This window comes from Anabaena sp. CA = ATCC 33047 (assembly GCF_963870205.1).
GTDB lineage: Bacteria > Cyanobacteriota > Cyanobacteriia > Cyanobacteriales > Nostocaceae > Trichormus.
In genome coordinates this window covers 70,036-96,612 of sequence record NZ_CAWMSA010000067.1, presented here as the reverse complement: position 1 = coordinate 96,612, position 26,577 = coordinate 70,036, and the positions used below count along the sequence as shown (strand labels likewise).

The 26,577-nt window shown below is 43.0% G+C and carries 15 protein-coding genes; 9 read left to right on the top strand and 6 right to left on the bottom strand.

Translation table 11 applies throughout. From position 1 onward, the window contains the following. Positions 1-147: 147 nt before the first annotated feature. Positions 148-3,009 carry a cation-translocating P-type ATPase gene (locus tag AACS98_RS19995; RefSeq protein WP_066383099.1) on the bottom strand — a complete coding sequence of 954 codons (2,862 nt, stop codon included), beginning with the start codon at positions 3,007-3,009 and terminating at the stop codon, positions 148-150. Positions 3,010-3,287: 278 nt separating this feature from the next. Here AACS98_RS19995 and AACS98_RS19990 point away from each other — a divergent pair, with 278 nt between their 5' ends. Then, complete coding sequence (locus tag AACS98_RS19990; RefSeq protein WP_066383095.1) at positions 3,288-4,958, top strand: transglutaminase-like domain-containing protein; 1,671 nt, start codon at positions 3,288-3,290, stop codon at positions 4,956-4,958. A 476-nt stretch (positions 4,959-5,434) separates the two neighbouring features. Here the strand turns inward: AACS98_RS19990 and AACS98_RS19985 are convergent, their stop codons facing one another. After that, positions 5,435-6,139 carry a choice-of-anchor E domain-containing protein gene (locus AACS98_RS19985; protein ID WP_066383092.1) on the bottom strand — a complete coding sequence of 235 codons (705 nt, stop codon included), beginning with the start codon at positions 6,137-6,139 and terminating at the stop codon, positions 5,435-5,437. Between the two features lie 523 nt (positions 6,140-6,662). Between AACS98_RS19985 and polA the strand changes: the two genes are divergently transcribed. From polA to AACS98_RS19955, 6 genes are all read left to right on the top strand, one after another. After that, positions 6,663-9,575 (top strand): DNA polymerase I, encoded by a 2,913-nt coding sequence (polA, locus tag AACS98_RS19980; protein ID WP_066383089.1) that lies wholly within the window; start codon positions 6,663-6,665, stop codon positions 9,573-9,575. A 92-nt stretch (positions 9,576-9,667) separates the two neighbouring features. Next, positions 9,668-10,537 carry a DNA adenine methylase gene (locus tag AACS98_RS19975; protein ID WP_066383088.1) on the top strand — a complete coding sequence of 290 codons (870 nt, stop codon included), beginning with the start codon at positions 9,668-9,670 and terminating at the stop codon, positions 10,535-10,537. Further along, complete coding sequence (locus AACS98_RS19970) at positions 10,504-11,394, top strand: restriction endonuclease, SacI family (protein WP_066383085.1); 891 nt, start codon at positions 10,504-10,506, stop codon at positions 11,392-11,394. Before AACS98_RS19975 ends, AACS98_RS19970 begins: the two co-directional genes overlap by 34 nt. A 340-nt stretch (positions 11,395-11,734) precedes the next feature. Further along, positions 11,735-11,983, top strand: a complete 249-nt coding sequence (locus AACS98_RS19965) for a hypothetical protein (protein ID WP_066383082.1) — start codon at positions 11,735-11,737, stop codon at positions 11,981-11,983. Positions 11,984-12,141: 158 nt separating this feature from the next. After that, a complete protein-coding gene (locus tag AACS98_RS19960; protein WP_066383080.1) occupies positions 12,142-13,368 on the top strand; it encodes a PQQ-dependent sugar dehydrogenase in 1,227 nt (408 codons plus the stop codon). Between the two features lie 89 nt (positions 13,369-13,457). Then, positions 13,458-17,699: a chemotaxis protein CheB gene (locus tag AACS98_RS19955; RefSeq protein WP_084386946.1), complete on the top strand. Its 4,242-nt coding sequence runs from the start codon at positions 13,458-13,460 to the stop codon at positions 17,697-17,699. Positions 17,700-17,744: 45 nt separating this feature from the next. Here the strand turns inward: AACS98_RS19955 and AACS98_RS19950 are convergent, their stop codons facing one another. From AACS98_RS19950 to AACS98_RS19935, 4 genes are all read right to left on the bottom strand, one after another. Beyond that, the gene (locus tag AACS98_RS19950; protein ID WP_066383074.1) at positions 17,745-19,244 is read right to left on the bottom strand and encodes a family 10 glycosylhydrolase; all 1,500 of its coding nucleotides are present in this window, start codon (positions 19,242-19,244) and stop codon (positions 17,745-17,747) included. Between the two features lie 275 nt (positions 19,245-19,519). Continuing rightward, on the bottom strand, positions 19,520-19,915 hold the full coding sequence (psb27, locus tag AACS98_RS19945; protein ID WP_066383071.1) for a photosystem II protein Psb27: 396 nt from the start codon (positions 19,913-19,915) through the stop codon (positions 19,520-19,522). Positions 19,916-20,105: 190 nt separating this feature from the next. Next, entirely contained in the window at positions 20,106-21,239 is a 1,134-nt protein-coding gene (cofH, locus tag AACS98_RS19940) for a 7,8-didemethyl-8-hydroxy-5-deazariboflavin synthase subunit CofH (protein ID WP_066383068.1), read from the bottom strand. Between the two features lie 277 nt (positions 21,240-21,516). Beyond that, a complete protein-coding gene (locus AACS98_RS19935; protein ID WP_066383067.1) occupies positions 21,517-23,151 on the bottom strand; it encodes a glycosyltransferase family 39 protein in 1,635 nt (544 codons plus the stop codon). A gap of 329 nt (positions 23,152-23,480) precedes the next feature. Here AACS98_RS19935 and AACS98_RS19930 point away from each other — a divergent pair, with 329 nt between their 5' ends. Further along, positions 23,481-24,707, top strand: a complete 1,227-nt coding sequence (locus AACS98_RS19930) for a glycosyltransferase (RefSeq protein ID WP_066383066.1) — start codon at positions 23,481-23,483, stop codon at positions 24,705-24,707. Positions 24,708-24,787: 80 nt separating this feature from the next. Continuing rightward, entirely contained in the window at positions 24,788-26,569 is a 1,782-nt protein-coding gene (locus AACS98_RS19925; protein ID WP_232317184.1) for a glycosyltransferase family 39 protein, read from the top strand. Positions 26,570-26,577 lie beyond the last annotated feature (8 nt).

Genomic DNA, 26,577 nt, shown 5'->3' with positions numbered 1-26,577 from the left:
TGGGGCATGGGGCATGGGGCATGGGGAAAAATTCTTCCTTGTCTACCTTGTCTCCCCCATCTCCCCCATCTCCCTCATCCCCCTCATCTCCCCCATCTCCCTCATCCCCCTCATCTCCCTCATCTCCCTCATCCCCCTCATCCTCCTCTAAACGCTTCTCTTGCCTGTAAAGCGGAAGAATATCTTCTCTGCTTCAATCCAGACAAACATTAAAGCACTGAAACCGAAACAAATCGCTAACTCTGTGGGAGGTAGCCAGTGAGTACCAAAGAATGCGCGCAGGGGTGGAACGTAAATCAACATCAACTGCAAAATTGTCGTCACAACTACAGCCCATAAGACAAAGGGATTAGAAAGGGGATTCATCTCTATGGTGAGTTGATTATTCGAGCGAATGGCTATAGCATGACCCATCTGAGCAAGACACAGAGAAGTGAATACCATTGTCTTCCATCGCTCAGGATCGAGTCCTGCCCCTGAGAATGTTTGAACATGAGAGTAAGCCCACTGCATCAAAATAATTGTAATGATGGCGAAAATAATCCCGATGCGTATCATGTAAGAACCCAAACCCCTAGCGAAAATACTCTCACGAGGACTGAAGGGGGGACGCTTCATTACGTCTGGTTCTGGGGGTTCTACGGCTAAGGCTAAGGCTGGTAAACCGTCGGTGACTAAGTTCATCCACAAAATTTGTAATGGTGTCAAGGGAACACCACCTAAGCCTAAAAGCGGGGCGGAAGCAATGGTGAGAACTTCACCGATGTTACTGCCCAGGATGTATTTAATAAAGCGGCGAATATTAGTGTAAACTACTCTACCTTCTTTCGTGGCGGCGACAATGGTGGCGAAGTTGTCATCTAGAAGTACCATGTCGCTGGCTTCTTTACTGACATCTGTACCCGTGATGCCCATTGCAATCCCAATGTCAGCTTGTTTGAGGGCTGGGGCATCGTTGACACCATCCCCAGTCATGGAAACAAATCTACCCCGACGCTGTAGGGCTTGCACAATTCTCAGTTTGTGTTCTGGGGCTACCCGTGCATAAATGCTTACTAGGTCTACTTGCTGTTCTAGTTCCTGGTCGCTCATGCGTTGTAATTCTTGCCCGGTGAGAACTCTGTCACCTTCTTGGGCAATACCTAAATCAGTGGCGATCGCTCGTGCGGTTAATTGATGGTCGCCTGTAATCATTACCGGACGTATACCCGCTTCTCGACATTCCTGTACCGCCGCCCTAACTTCTGGACGGGGTGCATCGAGCATTCCTACCAAACCCAGCCAAACTAAATTTTGTTCTGAGGTTTCATCTGAACCTTCTGGCGGATTTTCTAACAGAGGTTTGTAGGCGAAACCTAACACCCGTAAACCTTTACTCGCCATTTGGTCATTTTCTGCCAAAATTTGGCTACGTTGGGCTTCATTGAGTGGTGTTGAGTTTGTGCCTGTATAAATCTCAGTGCAACGTGCCAGAATTAACTCTGGTGAACCTTTGGTAAACATGACATAAGGTTCAGAGTTTACCAAGTTGGCGATCGCTGGATCAACTGCGGTCAAGGACTGTTCCCCGGTGGCGACTTGTTCCACCTGGGAAATCACGCTCATCCGCTTGCGTTCTGAGGAAAAGGGAAATTCATTGACACGGGGTAATTTACTATTCCATTGGTCTTTTTCAATACCAACTTTTCCTGCCAGTGTCATTAAAGCCCCCTCGGTGGGGTCGCCTAAAATCGCCCATTCTCCTTGTTCTTTTTGCAGTACCGAGTCGTTACAAATAGCACAGGCAACTGATAAAGCGGCAATTTCGGGATAATCTTCTGCGTCGATGGTGTTACCGTCTAACTGAAACTCACCTACAGGCGCGTAACCTTCTCCTGTCACCCGAAATCTTTTGTCATTAGTGTAAACCGACTGCACGACCATTTTATTTTGAGTCAGCGTCCCGGTTTTATCAGAACAGATAGTAGTGACAGAACCCAAAGTTTCCACCGCCGGTAATTTGCGAATTAAGGCGTTGCGTTTTACCATGCGCTGAGTTCCCAGTGCTAAAGTCACGGTAATCACGGCGGGTAAACCTTCTGGTACTACCGCTACCGCCATACTCAAGGACACTTCTAACAGTTCTTGTAAATTGCTAAAGCCTCGCGCTTGGATAGTACCACCGATAACGACAATCGCCACCAATATTAAAGAACCTGAGACTAGGACATTACCTAGTTGTGTCATCCGTTGCTGTAGGGGGGTAGGTTCGCTTTCCACCGACTGCAACATGGCGGCAATTTTACCGATTTCGGTTTGCATACCAGTGTTAGTCACCAGCACTTTACCGCGCCCTTGGACAACTTCTGTACCTTGGAAAACTAAATTAATGCGATCGCCTAAAGATGTATCTTCTGGTAGTTGTATAGTAGCTTGTTTATTAACTGCTTCTGCTTCACCTGTGAGTGCTGACTCGCGCACCTGCAAATTAGCTTGTTCAATTAAACGCCCATCGGCGGATATTTGTACCCCAGCTTCTACCAGCATCACATCCCCTGGGACTATATCCTTAGCGGCTACATCCTCCAGTTTGCCGTTGCGGATGACTCGCACTAAGGGAGAAGCCATTTTTTTGAGTGCGGCTAGGGCTTGTTCGGCGCGACTTTCCTGCACATAGCCCAGGATACCATTGAGAATGACAATGGCTAAGATAGCGATCGTATCTTTAAATGGTACTTCCCCAGGCTTGAGTTGCCCAGCTTGCCAAGCCAGGAAATCTAACAACCCAGAAATGAAAGCCACAGCAATCAGCATCAACAACATAATGTTTTTGAACTGATCAATGAGAATCTCCCACGCGCTGCGGCCGCCATGTTCTTCTAGTTCATTAGGGCCATATTTTTGCAGCCGCTTTTCAACTTCTGGGGTTGTTAAGCCACTGTCTGCATTACTATCGAGCAGTTCTAGTGCTTTATCAACTTCCAAACTATGCCAAATTGCGACACCTTCAGGCAAAGAATTAGCAGACATTGTGTAAGTCACAGGAAATAGTTACAGAATTCGATCATAATCTTAGTGGAGGCTGGAAAACCATCCACTAAAGTTACATTACAACTGTTGCCAAGCTGTATAAGGATGAAATGTCATGCTCCTCAAGTGCTGACTGTTTGGCTGAAACTGTATGTATTATTTCCTAAGCTAGAGTGATTTAAAAAACATTGTTCCCATAATCAGTATGAATCTGACAGTTGCAAATTCGGTGAAAAACAATATGCCACAATATATTAAGGGAGTGCTAAACCGTTAATATGAGTTTTGCACCCATTAGTTTGACAGCAAGCCAAATGTTTGGGCAAAGGACAATTAGACCGTTGACTGCTGCTAATCTATGCGGCATTGCGTTTATTCAAGATAAACTGATTGCGATTGATACTATTAAGGGACATTTATTAGAAATTGACCCTCATACCGATAATAGTAAAATTCTCAACCCTCACCAAACTAAAGAATTTAGTGAGGTGAGAGGTTTAGCTGTTTGGGAAGATACACTTTGGGTAACTCGTGGTAACAGTGTTTATTTATCCAAGCTTTCCGCTTGGGGTTTAGAGCATTTTGCCACCTTGCCTTATGCTGCCGATGGTGTTGCTGTTTGGGATTCAACTGTTTATATCAGTTGTCAAAGAATAGGCTACATCCTGATTTATGACCGTGATAGCCGCAAAGAGATTACTAGATTTTATACTCCCGGCGTAGGGATACAGAATTTAGCAGTCTGTGGGGAAACTTTGTGGATTTGCGATCGCACAGAACAAACAGTTTACGCGATGGACAGGGCAACTGGCGAAGTTAAATTTAGTGTCTTAACACCTTTTGATTCGCCTACAGGCATAGCAGTACATCTAGATAGCGAAACGGGTAAACAAAGTCTGTTTGTTGCCTATGCTGGTGAAGAGCCATATATTCGGGATAACCCTAATGCTGATCCGAATCATGAATTAACATATCGCGATCGCACTTTTATTCATCCCCTGTATTATCATCACCAGCCAGACCAAAAATACGCCCTTTCTAACGGCTATCTCATCGAAATGTCCTATGCTGAGGAAATCGCCCCCTTAGAAGAAGTATATTTGCCTGATGTCGAATGGCGAATTGCTCTCCCCTCAGACACCGAACGTCAAAAACTCCAACACGTTGAACCCATCGGTATACCTTTTACAGAAGAAATCATTGATGGACAACGGGTAGCAGTGTTTAAATTCGATGCACTCACCCCCGGAGAACGTCATGTATTTGGCTGGAAAGCATTAGTAGAAGTACGAGGAATTAAGTATCGTATCACACCCAGAGATGTCGAAGATATTCCTGAAATACCAGAGGAATTTGAAACCCGCTACTTAGTGGATAATGACGATTTAGCAATGGACACCCCCATTGTCCGCCGTGCTGCCCGTGATGCTGTAGGCTCAGAAACAAATCTTTTGCGGAAAATGTACAATATCCGCAACTACGTTTATGATGAGTTATCCTATGGCATTAAACCCTACATCGATACACCAGATATTGTCTTAGAAAGAGGTGTAGGCTCTTGTGGTGAGTATGTGGGTGTATTATTGGCACTTTGTCGTTTAAATGGGATACCATGCCGCACCGTCGGCAGGTATAAATGCCCTCCTTATGGCGAACATCAAGGAGTGCCACTGCATCCAGATTTTAATCATGTCTGGTTAGAATTCTACATACCGGGGATTGGTTGGTTGCCAATGGAATCTAATCCCGATGATTTGGGTAATGATGGCCCCTATCCAACTCGCTTTTTCATGGGCTTATGCTGGTATCACATAGAAATTGGCAAAGGTATTTCTTTTGAAACCCTGAGTAGTCAAGGTGTCAGATTAACCAAAGAAGATATCTCTATAGGTGAGTTGGCAATTAATCATATTAGGTTTACGATTCTCAAAGAATTGCCACCTTTTTAATTTTCACCCACCTACACACATCTTACACCTGTTCCTTAATGATAATTTTTGTAGGGTGGGCATTGCTTGCAAGTTGTTCAAACCCTTAGTTTTAGGTTGTTGGGTGTGCATCGCCTGGAGCTTATTGAGAATGGTGTAAGATATGACTGTCAACTCACGCGCAATTCATGAGGACACTTGCGTGGGCGGGTTTCCCGACTTGAGCAAAGTGTCCGTCTCAACACTTCCGCTATCGCGGTAAGCGTGAGGCTTCTTGCTGTTCAAGCTAAACCCCTACTACCTTGATTTTTAATCAATTTTGAATTGTAAATCCAGTCAACAATAAAAACCCAGGTGACAAAAAATCAACCGGGTTTTTTTTATGAACTGAGTGTTTCAGATGGGTTGTTGAAAACAACAATTGTTGCCAGTAATTGTTTCACTTTTGATGCAGTTAATCAAGAGAGTAGAGAAAAACACCTACTCCACAAAATATCTTAATTAGAAGACTTGATCCAGCTTTTTTTACGTTGTGACAATAAACCAATACCTGCCACTAGACCAAATCCTAATGCCGCAGAAGGTTCAGGTACAGACTGAACTGGGTCATAGTCATAGGTAACTTCAACACCACCTCTAGCAAGTGTTGTCACAGAGGCAAATATATTTCCAGAACCAGAAACTGTTGATGTGGCTTGAGCCGATAATAAGAAGTCTAAGTTGCCACTGCCAATAAAAGCTTGTAGGAAGGAAGCATCAGTAAAGCTTCTTGTCTGTGACATTTGAGCAGTTGGCCCGTTAATTGTGCTTCCAGAAGTACCGCCGAAATCCAGGGTGCCATCAAAAGCGGCAAAATTGTATGTATCAGCTTTTTGTGGGTTTAAACTGAACAGAGATTGACCACCCAGGTCTAAGCCGAGTTGACCAGTTAAATTCACCGTTACAGAACTCGCATTAGGGCCTGTATTTTCATATCTTCCAACGCCCTGAAGCTGTCCATCAAATTTTAAAGTTACACCTTTGAGCGTACCCAGAGATGAGTCAAACTTTTGGACGCTGAGAGTAACATTGGCGAAATCGGTGGACAATAAACCACTGGAAGCGGAGGAGGTGAGAGAAGCTGCATTAGCAGAACTAGCAGTAGCAAGAATTCCTACCAAAGTTGTAGCAGCACCTAGAGACTTAAAAAGTGTTGTTGTCATGGGAAAGCATCTTCCAAAAAGAACGATTGCCAGAAAGATTACTTATACATTTCTACCTCTAAATCTGAAAGAATAGTCTTGATAAATATACGTAAGTTTTTGTAAATTTTTATCTAGGATAACAGTCGAATTAATCTACTTTTTTAGGTATGTATGTAAATTTCAGCTAAGGCAAAAGTAATTAGATATCTAGTAGGAAATACCCAGATTATCAGTTCGGTTTGTGCTGTGAAATGACAACTGGGTAATCACTGAAATCCTCTCAATAGTTATGATAAATAACTCCAGTATTCTGTAGAATTTTCAGTATTGAATTTTACTAAAGCTTGAGCAGGGAATAGGGTTTGAGGATGACTAAACCCTCACAAAGAGTGAAGCAGAGAAAAATTGCTGATGACTTTTGTCTCGTTTGATGTTAGTAACAATAGTTGGAAAACATCCTGTGGGGTGAGGGAATAGAGAAAAGAGATTTTCCATCCTTAATTGTGCGTAATTAAGGTGGGTTTATCGCTACAATAGGGTTATGTCTGAAACTTCTGCTGCTTTCACTGTTACCCGTCCTACATTCATCCTTGTAGATGGACACTCCCTAGCCTTTCGTTCTTACTTTGCTTTCGCCAAAGGACGAGATGGCGGACTGCGTACAAAAACGGGAATTCCTACGAGTGTGTGTTTTGGCTTTCTGAAGTCACTGTTGGAAGTCATGGATACACAACAGCCGCAAGCAATGGCGATCGCATTTGATTTAGGTTTACCAACTTTTCGCCACGAAGCTGATGATACCTATAAAGCTGATCGTCCGGGAACACCAGAAGATTTCGTCCCCGACTTAAAAAATCTCCACGAATTATTACAAGGCTTCAATCTACCAATTTACACCGCACCTGGTTATGAAGCCGATGATGTGTTAGGAACATTAGCACAAAGAGCCACGGCAGCAGGGTATAGAGTCAAGATTTTAACAGGCGATCGCGATTTATTTCAACTGATCGACCCCGCCAAAGAAATCACCGTTTTAAATTTTAGTCCTGATGCACTCAAACGTTCCACAAGTAGCATCACCGAATTCAGCACAGAACAAGTTAAACAGAAACTCGGTATTTTACCGACACAAATCGTTGATTTTAAAGCTTTGTGTGGGGATAAATCCGATAATATCCCCGGAGTCAAGGGAATTGGCGAAAAAACCGCCGTACAATTACTAAATACTTACGAATCCCTAGATGACATTTACGCCGCCATAGATGAAATTAAAGGCGCGACTCAGAAAAAACTCCTAGCCGGGAAAGCAGACGCAGAAAAATCTTACTATTTAGCCAAAATAGTTGTAGATGTTCCCCTAGAAGTTAATCTAGAAAACTGTCAACTCAAAGGTTTTGATCATAGTATTCTCGTTCCCATCTTAGAAAAGTTAGAATTCAAAACCTTTTTACAGAAAGTCAACGACTTACAACAAAAATTTGGCGGCGAAGTTGCACAAACCCCAAGCGCACCACCCAGCACAGAAGAACAAGATGAAGACATCAGCTTTTTCAGTGCGGAAGATACAGCAGCAGTTTCTCAACAACCCGATGCACCCATTCAACCACGCATCATTCAGACTGAGGCGCAACTAACAGAATTAGTTAACATCTTACAGACATTTACTAACCCCAAAAATCCTGTAGCTTGGGATACAGAAACCAGTGACTTAGAACCCAGAGACGCGGAATTAGTGGGTATTGGTTGCTGTTGGGGAACTGCACCGGATGAATTAGCTTATATTCCCTTGGCGCATAAAACCGGAGATAATCTAGATAAAGATATCGCACTCAAAGCACTCAGACCAATTCTGGAAAGTGCAGCATATCCTAAAACCTTCCAAAATGGTAAATTTGACCGCTTAGTTTTTCGCACTCAAGGAGTTAACTTAGCCGGAATTGTATTTGACACCATGTTGGCTAGTTATATTTTAAATCCAGATACTAGCCATAACCTCACAGATTTAGCCTTACGTTATTTAGGATTAACATTAACCAACTATGTTGATTTAGTTCCTAAAGGTAAAACCATTGCGGATATCAATATTTCTGCTGTAGCTAACTATTGCTGTTTGCAAGTATATGCAACATGGCAACTGGTAGAGAAAATGCGCCAGGAATTAGAGAAAATTCCTAAATTAGCGCATCTATTAACAGAGGTAGAACAACCGCTAGAAGCAGTTTTAGCGGCAATGGAATATACAGGAGTGCGGATTAATTCAGCTTATTTGCTAGAACTTTCGCAGCAACTAGAAACAGATTTAGCCAAATTACAAGAACAAGCTACAGACATCGCCGGGGAGAAGTTTAATTTAGGTTCTCCTAAACAATTGAGTCATATATTATTTGAAAAATTAGGTTTAAGTACCAAATACTCCCGGAAAATTCAGACAGGTTATTCTACCGATGCAGCGACTTTAGAAAAACTACAAGAAGTTGATGACACTGGTTTTGTGAATGCGATTATTGAGTATCGCACCCTATCAAAATTAAAATCAACTTATGTAGATGCCTTACCAGCCTTAGTGCGTCCAGATACCCAAAGAATACATACTGATTTTAACCAAACAGCCACCTCAACGGGTAGACTATCGTCTTCTAATCCCAACTTACAAAATATCCCGATTCGGACAGCCTTTAGTCGGCAAATTCGCAAAGCATTCTTACCCGAAACCGGGTGGTTAATGGTAGCTGCTGACTACTCGCAAATAGAGTTAAGAATTTTAGCACATTTAAGCCAAGAACCAGCTTTAGTGCAAGCATACCAGCAGAATGAAGACATTCATACAGTCACAGCCAAATTAATCTTTGAGAAAGAGGATATTACATCCGATGAGCGGAGACTCGCCAAAACCATTAATTTTGGTGTAATTTATGGGATGGGTTCGCTAAAATTTGCCCGTTCCACAGGCATAGATAAAAACACAGCCAATGAATTCATTAAAAGATTTAGCGATCGCTACCCGCAAGTGTTTGCTTATTTAGAAGGAGTCAAAAAACAAGCCATATCTCAAGGATATGTCGAAACTATCCTTGGTCGTCGCCGTTATTTTGAGTTTACCAACAACAGCCTACGCCAACTCAAAGGTAGCAACCCAGCAGACATTGACTTAAGCAAATTGAAAAACTTAGGTGTTTACGATGCTGGCTTACTGCGTTCTGCCGCCAATGCACCAATTCAAGGCTCAAGTGCAGATATCATCAAAATTGCAATGGTACAACTGCATGAAGTTTTAAAAAACTATCAAGCACGGTTATTATTACAAGTTCACGATGAATTAGTATTTGAAGTGCCGCCGAATGAGTGGGAAGAATTACAACCACAAATCAAAACAGTCATGGAAGGCGCAGTTAAATTAACTGTACCATTGCTAGTGGAAGTCAAAGCAGGTGATAACTGGATGGAAACAAAGTAAACTCAACTGAGTACAGTATTTCTCCGCGTACCGGGAGCATTTTACCCTCATCCTAAATTGTAGTCACAGCACCCCCTCTGAGGTTGACATTCATGGCAAAGAAAATTGCATTTGGTTGGTATGGCGGTAAGTATAGTCATTTAGACTGGTTATTACCCTTATTGCCAAAAACAATCCACTACTGCGAACCATTTGGTGGTTCAGCAGCCGTGTTGTTAAACCGAGAGCCTTCGCCTGTAGAAACTTACAATGATATTGATGGGCAAGTAGTTAACTTCTTTCGTGTGCTACGTGACCAAAAAGACCAACTCATTGAAGCCATTGGCTTAACACCGTTTTCCCGTGAAGAATTTCGGATTGCTATTGCCAAAGAGGAAAAGGGTTTGTCAGACTTAGAAAAAGCTAGACGATTTTTTGTCCGGGCGCGACAAGTGAGAACCGGCTTGGCACAAACCGCTAGTATTGGACGATGGGCGCATTGTAAACTGACTAGCCGTGCTGGAATGGCTGGCGCAGTTTCCCGGTGGTTGGGTAGTGTTGAGGATCTGCCCGAAATCGTGCAAAGGTTGCTACGTGTACAAATTGAGAACGACCGAGCAATTGAGATTATTCAACGGTACGATAGTCCAGAAACCTTATTTTATTGTGATCCCCCATACCCGCACGATTCCCGTGGGGATAGTAAAGCTTATGCTTACGAAATGACCGACGACGAACATCGGCAACTGGCGAATGTTTTGCGTGCAGTCAAAGGTAAAGTAGCTCTTTCAGGTTATGATTGTCAGTTGATGCAAGAACTGTATGGTGACTGGAACTGCATTAAAGCACCCCTGAAGCAATGCCATTCCATCAAGGAGTTACGGCAAGAAGTGCTGTGGCTCAATTATGACCTGACAGCCTCCACACTTACTGTTGAAGAAATCGCTCCATGTCCACAACCCCAACAGCTATCCTTGATGTAGCCTACCAAAAAGCTGAAGTATCGATAGCGCAACCTATTATTGCCGACCCCAGCATTGCCGAAAAAATTGACTATGTATCACGTTATGTGGGCAATCGTGCTGTAGTTCGTTTGTTGCTAGCTTGTGCTTTGGCGGCAATTCACCGTGCAGATATTGATATCCGCAAGCCTTACACCGAAATAGGTACACCAGACGCTTACTCTGGGCGTTACTATGATGAAAGTTACATTACAGCCTTTATTAACCAGCACGAGTTGCCTTGTAATCCTACCACTGCATTCCTGACTCCTGCCCTACGAAACCGCAACATCACCTTAACCCCAGCAGTTAATCTGGTGGGACGACCGCCTAAACTCTACGAAACTGCCCTACAATTACTTGATAATGTTCATCAAGGTAGGATAACTGCTGAGGAACTGCTAGCGGAAACCATTCGTTGTCTAATTATTGCTCGCAACGAGAAGCGGCAACGCATGGAAACACTACTGTCAGATTTGAAGAAATCGGAAGATGCAATACCTTTGTCAGCAGAGGAAATTGTCACACTCTTGAAACAGCATTTAACTTGCCGAGGTTCAAGCCGTCTTCCTGTAGTGATTGTTGCTGCTGCCTATCAAGTAGCAGAACAATATATTGGGGAGCGTTTTTTACCTCTAGAATCCCACAACGCAGCCGATGAGCAGACAGGTGCTTTGGGAGATGTAGAAATTACCCTAGTTGATGATGAGAAGGTCATCACTAGCTATGAAATGAAAACTCGACGTGTTACCTTAGAGGATATTAACCGTGCCTTGCAAAAAATCAACAACACAGGCAAGCGGGTTGACAACTATATTTTTATCGAAAATTTGGGTTGAAAACCCCGTCGTTCTACGACGGCTTTCTGGTATACTAGCAGTAGGTTGTAGACCGTGAGAACGATGAGGAAACAGGTAAAACGTCCTACTCCGTGATCTCAAAATGCCTAACAGTCAATGGTGTAAAAATAAGTCCAAACTGTAAGGTCGAAAAGCAATTAAATAGGGTAGGGCATACCCAAATTTACGCTTGGGGAGTAGTCCTTAAGTGGGGTATATCGAGAGATATGTTTCGGACTAGACATGAAACTGTAAGACCAAAATCAACATCGTTGGTGGAGGCAGGATTCAGCCCAAGAATCTCCGCACTTTTAGGGCGGAGAGTGTCAACACCACAGATGTGATTGATGAAGGTATTCGAGAATATGCTGCAAGTATGTATGAGCGTACAGGTGGCATAGAGATTGTTGTTTTGGACTGTATCAGCTTTGTGCATCACTTTCTGCATTTGTTCCATCGATTGCGATCGCAGTTCTTGGAAGCTTATCAACAGTTAGTGTTAGCAGAACCAGACAGTGCTGTTAGCCAACCTTTAAAAGAAGCTTTTTTAGCACTGAGACAGGCTGCTGAAAGTGCAAGGGAATTTTGAGAATAAAGATCAAATATATATCTCTAAATAGAGACTAAAAAGCCCAGCCACTCATTACATTACTGCTAAATTGGCAATAAATCATAGAACTAGGCAAATTAATTTCTTTAGCCATTTCCAAAACCATGCAGGCAGAGATTTTTTGGAGATAACAAATCATGAAACTGAGAATAACTCTTGCAGTAAGATTAATCTTTGGCATGGTTTTACTTGGACTTTCGGCTTGCACCTTAGCAAACACTGAGTCCGCGAAAACTAGCAACCAAGAAACACAAACTGCTGAACAAGTCAGCCAACAAACTTCTACTAACAATCAAGCCTGTATTCTCGTAGAAAATGGCTTTGGTTCACAAGGACAGGTAAACCTGCGGGTGGAAGAAGTAGTCACAGGTTTGGTAGTGCCTTGGGGAATTGCTTTTCTGCCCAATCAAGATATGTTAGTTACAGAAAGACCGGGACGAGTTCGCCTAGTGCGGGATGGTAAACTTATTCCACAGCCAGTAGCTACTATCGATGTGACAGCTAGTGGTGAAGGTGGCTTACTGGGCATTGCAACTCATCCCAACTTTACCGCCAATCGATTCTTCTACGTTTACTATACTACTGATAGAAATGGGTCGCAAGTCAATCGTGTTGAACGATGGCGACTATCCCAGAATGGACTTACTGCTTCACCTGATAGGGTAATTCTGGATGATATTCCTGTAGCACAATTTCATAACGGTGGTCGTATCCGCTTTGGCCCTGATGGAATGCTTTACATTGGAACTGGTGATGCCAGAGTACCGCAAATTTCCCAGGATGTTAATAGCTTGGCTGGTAAAATTTTGCGTGTGACTCCTGACGGACAAATACCACAAGATAATCCGTTTGGGAAAAATCCTGTATATATTACTGGTATTCGCAACACTCAGGGGTTTGATTGGCGCGATGAATCGACGCTATGGGTAACAGATCACGGCCCTAGTGGTGATTTAGGCAGAAGGGGTCACGATGAAGTCAGTGTAGCAAGAGCCGGCGACAACCTCGGCTGGCCTACTATCTACCGTTGCGAATCACGGTCAGGACTGGTGACTCCGTCGATTGTTTGGCGTGAGGCTCTACCACCAGGTGGAGCAACAATTTATACTGGTAATTCTATTCCTGAGTGGAAAGGTAGCTTAATTATCGCCACTCTCCGTTCCCAACATTTGCAACGTGTGGTGTTCAATCCCCAGTCTCCCCAACAAGTCGAGAGTCACGAGGTGTATTTACAAGGTCAATATGGACGACTGCGAGAGGCGATTATGGGGCCAGATGGTGAATTATATGTGACAACCAGTAACTGCGATGGTCGAGGGAATTGCCCACCACAGCAGGACAAAATTCTCCGCATTACCCGATAAAAAGATTTATTTGATTAGACTAGAAACATCGGGTCAAGTATTGGTCAATGTCAGACGTAAGACATTGACATATAAATCAGGTGCATCCCATGAACTCTAGGCCGTCTTCTGGAGAATCTCCAGACAATCACTCTGTGCCGAAAGTAACCGCCGCACAACAGCAGGAGAACGATAAAAAATTATTTCCAATTGTTGGGATGGGAGCTTCTGCTGGTGGCTTGGAGGCTTTCACACAACTATTGAGCCATTTGCCAACTGATACTGGCATGGGATTTGTGGTGGTTCAGCACATGAATCCCCAGCAAAAAAGTATGTTGACACAGATTCTTTCTCGGACGACCCAAATGCCGGTAACTGAAGCCGAATATGGGATGCAAGTAGAACCAAATCATGTTTATGTGATTCCGCCCAATGCTACAATGACCATAGCAGAAGGGAAACTAAAACTCAAGCCGCGTCAGAAGACTTACGGCATATCAATGACAGTGGATAGTTTCTTTTTTTCCCTCGCGGAGTCGATGGGCAGTAAAGCTATTGGTGTTGTGCTATCGGGTGGTGATGGAGATGGTACTAGAGGTTTGGAAAGCATCAAGGCCGCAGGGGGTATTACCTTTGCCCAATGTGAGGAATCAGCAAAAGTCAGTAGTATGCCAAACACTGCTGTGGCTTCTGGTTATGTAGACTTTATCCTCACCCCCCAACAAATTGCCCAAGAACTGGCAAACATCAGCCGTCATCCCTACGTTAAAAAGCCCACACCAGTCAAACCAACTGAAGTGATGCCAGAAGGCACAGATGCTTTATCAACAATTTTCCATCTGCTGCGGGCAGCTACAGGTGTTGACTTTAGCCATTACAAGCAGACTACCCTGAAGCGGCGGATTCTGCGACGAATGGTTTTGTATCAGTTGGATCAACTGGAGGATTACGTTCGGTATCTCCAAAATAACCCAGCAGAAGTGACAGCACTATATCAAGATGTACTGATTACTGTCACCAGTTTTTTTCGAGACTGGGAAGCATTTGAAGCTTTGAAAACCAAAGTATTTCCCGTTCTGGCTGAGGGACGCAAGCCAGATTCACCCTTCCGCATTTGGGTAGCAGGATGTTCCACTGGTGAAGAAGCTTACTCTGTTGCAATATGCTTACTGGAATTTTTGAGCAATAAGGGAATCAATATCCCGATCCAGATTTTTGCCACAGATATCAATGAGGCGGCGATTGAGAAAGCTAGAACCGCTATCTATAAACCCAGTCAAGTCGGAGATATCTCTCCTGAACGTTTAGGGCGTTTCTTTGTCCAAATAGAGGGAGGCTACCAAATTAGCAAGCCGGTGCGGGAACTGTGTGTTTTTGCTAGACAAAACCTGATTAGCGATCCACCTTTTTCTCGACTGGATCTAATTACTTGTCGCAATGTGCTGATTTATTTAAGTTCTGCGGTGCAGAAGAAAGTAATGCCCATCTTCCACTATGGACTCAAACCCAGTGGCTTTTTGATGTTAGGCACTTCGGAGACGGTGGGCGAGTTTTCCAACTTGTTTACACTGCTAGATAAAAAATACAAGATTTATTCGCGGAAAATGGCACCTGGGCGGTTGGGAATTGAGCTAGTAGCCAGCAATTATCCCCAGGAAACGATTAAACCTCAACTGCCAGTGAGTGAGGCTGTTAGGGATGGTTTGGAAATACAGAAACAGGCTGACCAGATTGTACTCAACCAATATGCCCCAGTGGGTGTGATTGTGAACAGCGATTTGGAGATTTTGCAGTTTCGCGGACAGACCAGTTCTTATCTAGAACCTGCACCGGGCAGACCCAGTTTTAATTTGCTGAAAATGGCTAAAAAGGAATTGCGTCTGGAGTTACGCACAGCCATTCACCAAGCTAAAAAACAAAACTCCGCCGTGAGAAAGGAAAACATACAAGTCAGACAAGAGAATTTAGTTAGGCTGGTTAGTTTTGATGTGATTCCCTTCAAATCTCAATCGACGGGAGAATACTATTTTTTGGTTCTGTTTGCAGACAAGTTGGAATCAGTAACTTCTGTGCCAGAACTTAAAGATAGTCAACCAGGAAATGCAGGTGATAACTTGGTTCAGATTGAGCAGGGGCAACAAGCGAGTGATCAGCAAGAAATAGCCCTACTCCAACAAGAATTAGCCAGCACTAAGGACTATTTGCAATCTATTATTGAGGAGCAACAAGCGACTAATCAAGACTTGAGAGCAGCTAACGAAGAAATTCTCTCTAGCAATGAAGAATTGCAAAGTACAAATGAGGAACTGGAAACTGCTAAGGAAGAAATTCAGGCTACGAATGAAGAATTAAATACAATTAACGACGAATTACAACGACGGAATCTGGAATCAACCCAAGTTAGCAATGATTTGCAAAATCTCCTCAGTAGTATCAATATTCCGATTTTGATGCTAGGTGGTGAGTTACAGATTCGTCGCTTTACTCCTGCTGCTGCGAATATCTTCAATCTCATTCCTTCGGATGTGGGGCGGTCATTAAGTGATATTAAACACAAATTAAATATATCTGATTTAGAAGCACAGATATTAGATGTGATTAGCACCCTGAATTTAAAAAATCAGGAAGTTCAAGACCAAGAGGGTCACTGGTATGACCTGCGAATCCGTCCCTATCGGACAATAGACCATAAAATTGACGGTGCTGTGGTAGTTTTAGTTGATATTAATGCCCTCAAGCAAAGTGCTGAGGAACTCAGAGTATCCCGTGATTATGCAGAAGCGATTGTGGGTACTGTGCGCCAATCTCTGGTGGTGCTGGATGTGAATTTGCGAGTGGTGACTGCTAATCAATTTTTCTACGACACCTTTATGGTGGTGCGAGAAGAAACGGAGAATTGCCTGATTTATGAAATTGGTAATGGACAGTGGGATATTCCCCAGTTGCGATCGCTTTTAGAAGATATCCTCCCCCATCAATCCCAGTTTCAAGATTTGGAGGTGGAGCATACATTTGAGCAAATCGGCCACAAAATCATGCGCCTCAATGCCCGGAAAATGCCACAAATAGGCGATAGACCACTGATTCTTCTGGCAATTGAAGATATCACTCAAGAGAAGCATTTAGAAGCAGAACGCACTCAACTGCTCGCTCAAGAGCAATCAGCCCGTGCGGCGGCGGAAACAGCTAACCGCGCTAAGGATGAATTTTTATCTATTCTCTCTCACGAGTTGCGGAATCCACTTAATTCACTCCTAGGGTGGACACAGTTACTACGTGATAAACAGCTAGATGCAGCAAAAACTGATCAGGCATTGGAAGCGATAGAGCGTAGTGCTAAGGCTCAAAATCTACTGATTGGGGATTTGTTGGATATTTCGCGCATTAGTACCGGCAGACTGCGGTTGGATGCCCAAACCATTGAACTTGTGCCTGTGATTGAGGCGGCGATAGAGATTGTGCATCTGGCCGCAGCAGCGAAAAATATTCATATCGAATCAAGACTAGATTCTTCACCCAAAACTTTAGTTGCAGATCCGATTCGCATCCAACAGGTAATGTGGAATTTACTTTCTAACTCCATTAAATTTACGCCTCCAGGGGGCAGAATTGATGTTACTTTAGACTACACGGATTTCCAAGCCCAGATTCAAGTGAAGGACACAGGGCTAGGCATCAGTGCAGATTTTCTCCCCTTTGTTTTTGAACGCTTCCGCCAAGCTGATGGCAGCAGAAGCAAATCAAATCCGGGCATGGGACTAGGACTTTCAATTGTGCGTCATTTGGTAGAACTGCACGGTGGGACGGTAGCAGTAGAAAGTCCAGGTGTGGGACAGGGTTCAACTTTTACTGTTAGCCTACCTCTGCAAACTCCACTAGAAGAACATCCTGTAGCCAGTCCGCAAGAGTCTGTTGTCTCTCCCACCTCCCCAGTTTCCCCAGACTCTTACCCATCCTTGGCAGGTGTGCGGGTGCTGATTGTCGATGATGAACCGGATATCCGGCAGTTATTCCGCATCGTGTTGGAAGATTATGAGGTGGAAGTAACAGAGGCAGGTTCGGCAAGAGAGGCACTATCAATACTCACAGCTAATCCTGGTAGGTTTGATGTACTATTATCTGACATTGGTTTGCCTTTGGAGGATGGTTACGCATTGATTCGGGAAGTGCGATTGCTGGGTTCTGAAGCAGGAGGGCAAATTCCGGCTGCTGCTTTGACGGCCTATGCTGGAGATACAGAAGAAGCGGCGGCTCTGTCCGCCGGATTCCAAATACATATTACTAAACCTATCGAAGCTGATCAATTGGTATCCGTAGTTGCTTCCTTAGCAGGACGGATGAGAAATGAATGAAGAATTTGGCTGCTTGGTGGGAGCGTCCAGTAATATTAAAAATAGTTAATTGTAGTGACGGCAAGCTTTGCGATCGCTATCATGCTGAGGATACTGCCAAGAATAAGCAAAATGGCTCACACCTTTGAGTTGAGGCGCAAATTTCCGTAATGCTTGCATTTGTGCTTCTAATGAGGGACGATTACTTACCGCACCCCCCCACTTACCAGCTAAAGCCGGAATTATTTGTGTACCTGGCTGGGCTAAACTTAAAACTCGTTGCACTTGCTCCACAATACAGGTAACATGACCACAAGCAGCATAAGACATGGGATGCCACTGTGAGGAACTAGGAAACTGATCCCAAGGTTGCAAACGCGAATCATAGCCTTGTCCCACGGTTTGATTACCTTCGGGGAAAAATACCACACCAGAGGGAATACCTAGTTGTTTAGCTGGGTGTGTGGCTAAGTTGACAAAATCTACAATCCCTTGCATGGCATGGGCAACAGCTAACAACCACAGTTGTGTTTGTAGTAGTGGTTGTCTTTCATTGGGTGAGAGTAGGGATTTATCTTTTGTGGGTATTTTACCTTGCCATAAAGGTTCATTGTCTTGAGGATAGAGTTGATCAACTTCTGTGATATCTCCGGCGGTGACGTATCCTTTCGTTAAAAAACGGCGAATTAATTCTAGTCCTTGGTTATTTTGAGCGCGGCGAAATAAAGCTTGTTGAGTAGCTTGAGTAAATAACCATAAATCTGTGACTTTGGTAGCGATGGAATCACTACCAGCTTGACGGGGATAACGAACATAGTCAAATAATACCCCATCGGGGCGACGGCGTAAGATTTCCTGTACCATGCGGTGGTAGTCGCGTTTAGCTTGTTCGTTGTAGGGATCGATAAATACTTGTCTGCCTTCATTGACAACATATAAGCTAGTTTGACCCTGACCGTTACGGGCGATCGCACCTTCTCTGTCTGGTCGCAGGGCATAGCTATAGCCAAAATTAGCGGTATATAGCCAAGCATAAACTTTTAACCCTCTTTCCCTGCCTGTTTGAATTGCTTTAGCCAATAAATCAACCTTTTCCGCGCCGGGATTGCGAATTACTGAAGGCCAGACTGTGGGGTTAGCTGCTGCGGGTAATAATACACGCCCATCATAGAATGCTTCTACATAAACTTGGTTATAACCATCGTTGACAATCCGATCCATAATCTGCTCTAACGCCCCTGGTTTCATATCACAGGGATATAGACGTATCCAAACAGCTTGGATATTTGGCCAGGTGCGTTTACGACACTGCTGTACTTCTTGAGCGTGTTGTTTGATTAATTTTTGATAACGTGTTTGAGCATTTTTATTGCCCTTTAGCGCAGATAAACGTAAATTTTCTTTTGTTTTGACGGCTGATGGTGATAATTGGCAATACTGCGTTACCTGTGCCTGGGCTGGTTGACTGCTCAGGTAAGGAAGCAATATACTGCTGCTGAAGATAGCGGCGAATAGGCTTTGATAAAATAATTTCACTCTGCAACGGTTCAAAGGCAGGTTAGACATATCAATAAAAAATAGAATAACGCAACAATTTACACCCATTCCCCTTAATTGTGGAATGTGTATCAATTGTTTGTATTCCAAAAACAGAGGTTTTGAAGTCTGCTTGTACAGAACTCCTTCAACCGACTTATGTCAGTAAAGTTATTAAAGTTTTATTAGACTTGCTTCAGACATAACATCCCACTAAGGGGATATTTGTTAGCTTTGCCACCTGATGCTCAAAAGCACACCCCCGACTTGATATTTTTACAGTCAGGGGAGGGTGAATTAACTGTTTAACCACCTCGTCTGAGTGCGGCTTCTACCTGATCAAACTCTAGTTCTAAGCGATTCTTGAGTTTTTCGGGTACGGGGCGATTGGGGTAAGAACTATAGTGTCCGGCTAGGGAGTTAAGCGCGGTTCGCATGGTGGTAAAGGAGCTAAGTCCAGATACAGAGTTAGCCCGTTGGTAACGAGCAGAAAAGTCATTAATTTTTTGCCGGGCTTCTGCTTGAATTACGGCTCTGTCTGGTGAATCTTGGGGTAATTCTATGGCTTTTCTCAAGATACTGACTACAGCCAAAGTATCTTGACGGTAATCCCCTGTCAAACTATCTCGACTACCACAGCCCACTAAGCCAATCACCACAACCAAAATTAGGGCAAGCAGACGCGACCAATAGCGATTCATAAGCAATATGTAAAATCTATGTAAATCAACGTCCATCCTATCTTGGATTGGTAGCTTAAGGAGCAAGAGAGTGTTGAGTGGGGATTGGGGATTGGGGACTGGAAGGGACTGGATATTTTTAGAGACGTTGCATGCAACGTCTCTACAAGTCAATATTAGCCGTCCACCGCAGTGGCTCACCTCCTGCCTCCTACACCTTCCCATAGAGAGTGTCTCGTTGTTGAAATGGTCTGCCTATGGCAGCGATCGCATTTTCCAAGGTGTTAACATCCATACAAGTACCACCAATAGCACCGGCCATTGTGGTAATATGTTCTTCCATTAATGTGCCGCCAATATCGTTGCAACCGGATTGCAAGGCTGCTGTTGCCCCAGCTAGTCCCAGTTTTACCCAACTCGGTTGATGGTTAGAAATCCAATTACCCAAATAAATCCGGGCTACTGCTCCTAATAGTAAAGCATCTGCCAATACTGGTTGATCTCGTCCGACACGACGGCGTAAAGATTTTGGTGCTTCCTGCCCGACAAAAGGTAAGAGAATAAATTCTGTAATCCGGGCTGGGTATCCTTGATTAATCGCAGTTTGTTGCAGCGATCGCAATTTTTCTAAATGCTCAATTTGTTGCACTGGGGTTTCAATATGTCCCGATAGCATGGTGCTGGTGGTAGGTAAACCCAGTTTATGGGCTGTACTGACAATTTCTAACCAGGTAGCCGTGTTAATCTTTTCTGGACACAACACACGCCGCACTTGATCATCTAATACTTCTGCTGCTGTTCCTGGCATAGAACCCACACCAGCATCACCTAAAGCCTGAATCACATCAGCATAGCTCAAGCCGTCCACCCTAGCAATAAATTGCACCTCTTGGGGAGAAAAGGCGTGGAGATGAATTTGCGGAAACTCCTGCTTGATGGTTTCTACTAACTTCAGGTAGTAAGACAAAGATTTGCCGTTAATTTGCGCTTGCGGGTTTAATCCTCCCTGCATACAGATTTCTGTCGCCCCACGCTGTACAGCATCTTGGGTTTTTTCCAGAATTTGCGCCCAGTCTAACCAGTAAGCACCAGCGTCACCATCATCTCGCCGGAATGCACAAAAACTACAATGCTGCTCACAAATGTTAGTAAAATTAATATTGCGGTTAATTATATAAGTCACTGTCTCCCCGGCTTGCTGCTGACGCAGTTTGTCAGCTGTGGCGAGGATGGAGGCGATCGCTTCTGGTTCAGTTTGGGTTAGTAGCTGCACTCCCTCACTGGGGGATAAATCGCACCCTAAGACAGCGCGATCAAGAATAGCATCAATAGTTTTATGGTTCACAGTACCTTAAAACATTTAACAACAAAATTTGTGTTAATTAGCTCAGGTTAAAAAAGGTCATGCTCAGACACCCGACTTCTCAAAGAAGTCGGGTATCTATCCCATAATCATTTATTCAATTATAACAACAGATTTAACTAACACAGCTTAATAATTTTTGTTGGGTCGGTATTACTTGAGATTTGCCAAAATTCTGAGTTGTATGTTGTTGACAATTCCCATGTTAAGCTGCTTGATAATGGTGCAAAATATGACTTAATCCTGCATCTAGAAACCTTTAGTATTGATTACTTGCTTTATTTATGCGCCACAGGTCTATACTTAAAGGCTGAAGTTGATAATTGCTATTTTGCTCCATAGCCTTTTTTAACTCAACAGAAGGAGCAAATAAAAATACATCGAATTCATCAGGAATTTTGAAAATATCTTGCTTGACAACAGACGGGGGAAGCACACGACAGGTGTGACAGTAAGGTTTTAGTTGTAACTGAACTTGTGAGTTTAGCTGATGGCTCAAACCTAATATTCTCCCCATGCTACCATCACTGATCAAAAGCGGTCGTTCAACCTGATTAATTAATTTAGCAGCTTGGAGATTTGTATCACTATGACTCTTAGTCCACCAGTCATTGGCTTGCGTTATCATCACACAGGAAAAGATTGCGCCGGAAAATAGCGCACACATCATAATTTTTCCAAATTTTTGTTGAGAAGCAGTTGAGCTAATTTTATTTGCTAGCAGGTAAGCTACAGATATTTGAATTCCCAAATAGCCAGGAATTAAATAGCGGGGAATAATTGATTTTGTTGACCCATAGATTAAATCTTTTAACATGATGGGTAGTGAAGTCACTAAAATTAATGATAAAATAAATAACCATGCTTTTTTAGATGAGTGACGACACAGATAATAGATAGAATATCCTACCAATACTACTATTAGTCCTACCAAACTTACCTGAATTAAATAAGTCAAGTTATTTTCAAAACCAAAATTGATGACAGCCCTTTCGTGATTGGTATCGATAAACATCCGGCTGAGGTTAAATGCCCAGGTTTTCATCAAAGACAAAATAGGCATACCACCTTGCCCCGCAACTATCTTTTTAAGATGATATAAATTTGTAATAATCACCAATAACCAAGGAGAAAAAGCTAGTAACCCAGCGAGTGATGCCAAAATATAGGTAATTAGTTTCTGAGTTAATCGAAAACCTTCTATGGCGATGATATAAACCCCATGTGCTACGGCAACAATGACAGAGGAAGGAAAGGTGTAAAGACTCAGGGCTAAAGTAGCTGCATAGATTCCCCATGATATTTTTGTATTAGTGCGAATTGCTTTGAGCAGTGAGGCACTAGATAGCAAAATTGTCACTATCCATAAACTATACTCTCTCGCTTCTTGAGCATATAGCACCTGGAAGGGTGAGATTGCTAACAATTGTACAGCTAGCCATGCTATCCCAGAACTACCAAATAACTCTACACACAACCAATAGATACTAGGTAAAGCTAGTAAGCTAATTACAGCAGCTAAAGCACGAATTGATACCATTGAGTTACCAAACCACTGCATCCAAAATCTAGCCATTACATAATATAGTGGTGGATGTTGAGCTTCTTCTAACGCTAAAGAGCTAATGGTATCAATTAAATTTTTTTCTGCATTAAGACTTTGATATTGAGATAAATCTGTGACACTAACTCTCTCAACACTGGATACTTTTTCAACCACTTCATATTCTGTATAACCAGAAATACGTAATGCTGTAAAAGCTTCATCATCCCAATATGATTTTTGATCAAGATTAATAAACCTAAAGGTAAAGCTTAATACTAGAATGATGATAATTAAAATCTTGACGTTGCTCAAAGTATCTTGTCCGGAAAAAAACATTATTTTTTTCATGTAATAATTACCTCAATTTGAAAAAACGATGAATAAAGATTTTTTTTAAACCATGATAATGATTGACAAAAAATTCACTAAATATCTCCTAATAAACTTAATTCCAGACTTAATATATAAATCAGGTTAATTCGCGAGATTGGTTCAACTAGATGCACAAAATAACTAGATATATAGCAGTTAAAATTGAGGGTAAAATTTGAATAATTGCGATGACTATATATGAGATGGAAACCAACTAATATCTGCCTATTAGTAGAATTCTTTACCAAGTTATCACTAGCTTCTGCATACTCGTATACTTCATTTCGCCAATCACAATTTCTTTTATGAACGTCAACTCATCTGATACACTGTTAACAGTTCCCACTGGGCCGCTACAGATTGCGGATTTACCGTCCACCAATAATGTCTATTTTTCTTTGGTAATTCCCACTTATAAAGAACGGGACAATATTGAACATGTTGTCAGGATATTAAGTCAAACCCTGGATGAAGTTATCCCAGAAGACTATGAGTTAATTGTTGTGGATGATGATAGTCCTGATTTGACTTGGCAAGTAGCGCACTTGCTGACTCAGGAATATCCACAATTGCGGGTGATGCGACGACAACAAGAACGGGGACTGTCTTCCGCAGTCATTCGGGGTTGGCAGGTGGCGAGGGGGAGTGTCTTAGGGGTAATTGATGGAGATTTGCAACATCCACCAGAAGTATTGACGCAATTGCTGGCTCAAATTGCACAGGGGGCAGATTTAGCAGTAGCCAGTCGTCATGTAGATGGCGGTGGTGTGAGTAGTTGGAGTGCGGTGAGGCGGTTCTTATCTCGTGGCGCGCAGGTATTAGGATTGATTATTTTACCGGGAGTGTTGGGAAGAGTTTCTGATCCTATGAGTGGTTATTTTATGGTGCGACGCAATAGTATTGTGGGTGCAACACTTAATCCTGTAGGTTACAAAATTCTCCTAGAGGTGATTGGACGGGGCAATGTTGATAGTATTAGCGAAGTGGGTTATGTATTCTGTGAACGTCAAGAGGGAGAAAGTAAAGTTACTTGGAAGCAATATGTAGAATATATTCACCATTTAATCAGATTGCGGTTGTCTACTGGTGGTATGGGGCGATTTAATCAAGGTGCAGGTTTTCCTATTGGTCGATTTTTGCGGTTTGGCTTGGTGGGGCTGAGTGGGGTATTTGTGGATATGGCAGTGCTGTATTTACTTAGTGACCCGTCTACCTTGGCTTGGCCTCTGACTCGCAGTAAAATCTTGGCTGGGGAAATTGCTATTTTTAATAATTTCTTGTGGAATGATGCGTGGACATTTGCGGATGTCTCTATGAGACAGCGACAATGGCATCAACGCCTGAAGCGATTTTTGAAGTTCAATGTGATTTGCTTGGCTGGGTTAATGTTGAATGTGTTGGTGTTGAATTTGGTGTTTAATTTCCTGCTGCCTAACCGTTATATTGCTAACCTGATTGCGATCGCAGTCGCTACTGTTTGGAATTTCTGGGTAAACTTAAAACTTAGCTGGCGCGTCACAGACGTAAAATAACCACCGAACTTAAATAGTCAATGGCAGTCTAAGATATACAAATTAACTTGTTCTGGTGCGTGGCTTGTTGCAAGGAATAAATGCGTTTGTATAATTGGCACTCTACCATCTCATCTCGCTGGTTTCATCCTTTATTGTTGCTGATGTGGTTACTCATCGGTTTAGGCTTGCGTTTAACTAATTTAACTGCCAAGCCTCCTTGGACTGATGAATTTTCTACCTTGGTGTTTAGCTTGGGGAATAGTTTTTTAGGAGTACCTTTAGATCAAGCGATCGCACCTGATATTTTATTACAACCACTACAACCCCAAGCCACGGCAAATATTCCGGCTGTCTGGCAAAATCTCAGTCATGAAACCAACCATCCTCCAATTTACTTTGCTTTGGCTCACTGGTGGATGCGGTTATTTCCTGCACAACAGGGTTTAGTTTCTCTGTGGGGGGCGCGATCGCTGGCGGCAATTTTCGGGGCTGCATCTATCCCCGCTATTTATGTCTTAGGATGGATGACATTTCGCTCGCGCTTAGTCGGACATTTAGCGGCGGCGATGATGGCTGTGTCACCCTACGCCATATTTTTGGCACAGGAAGCCCGTCACTACACCTTAGCAATTTTGTGGGTAATTGCTAATTTCGTTTGCTTCATCATTGCCACTCGCCACATCCAACAGCACACCCAACTACCTATTTTCATAGCATTAACCTGGGTAATTATTAACGCCTTGGGCATTGCTACCCATTACTTTTTTGTTCTTACCCTAGCCACAGAAGCCTTAGTGTTGATAGTGCTAGCTTGGCAACAAATCCAAACTAACCCTAAAGTTTTTTTATCTCCTCCGTGGCGACGGATTTATGCTGTAGTGTTCGGTACATTTGTCGCTGCTATAGTTTGGATACCAATTTTCTTACAAAATAGCTATGGTGAAGACTTAACAGACTGGATACAGCAACCCCGTGAGGGTTTGGCTTGGTTAAGTCCGATTTTTCAGGCGTTTGCAGCTTGGGTGACAATGCTGTATTTGCTACCCGTGGAAGCACATCAGTTAGTGATTGTGATTGCTTCTGGCTTGGTGATGCTGATATTTATGATATGGGCTGCACCGATTTTAGTGCGTGGGTTGAAGGTGCAACTACAACAACCAGATACTCAGTTTGTGACGCGGGTGTTGGCTGGGTTAGTTGTGGGTGCGATCGCTTTATTTTTTGTCTTTACCTATTTTTTGGGTATAGACTTAACCAGAGGTGCGCGTTATAACTTCGTTTACTTTCCGGCTGTAATTGTTTTACTGGGAGCTAGTCTAGCTGTAACTTGGCACAGTCATCAAGGTAAAAAAGCCGTGATGCTAATTTGGTTGATGGGATTTGTGAGTGCAATTACAGTCATCTGCAATTTAGGTTATCAAAAATACTACCGTCCTGACCTGTTCGTGAAATTAATTCAACAAACCTCTCAAGTTCCTGTTCTCATTGCCACGACACAAATCACCCACGTACAGATAGGTGAGATGATGGGAATAGCTAGGGAATTGAGAACACAAAATATTGACTCTCCCGCTTCTTTATTTTTGCTGGCACATCAAGACAAAGATGTTCAGACTGCAACTACTACCCTAGCAAATACTATACAAGCCTTACCAAAACCGTTTGATTTGTGGCTGGTAAATTTTCATGCGCCTGTAGACAAAGCCGTTAAAGAATGTACAGCCGAAACTCAATCTTTACCAGCAGTAGACGGCTATGAATACAAATTTTACCATTGTCCAGTCGCTTCTTTAGGAGACGCTACGCGTAGCTCGCTTCCCCAAAGGGGTAAGCTACAATTCAAAATTCAAAATTCAAAATTCCAAATTAAAGACAATTAACTCTCAAC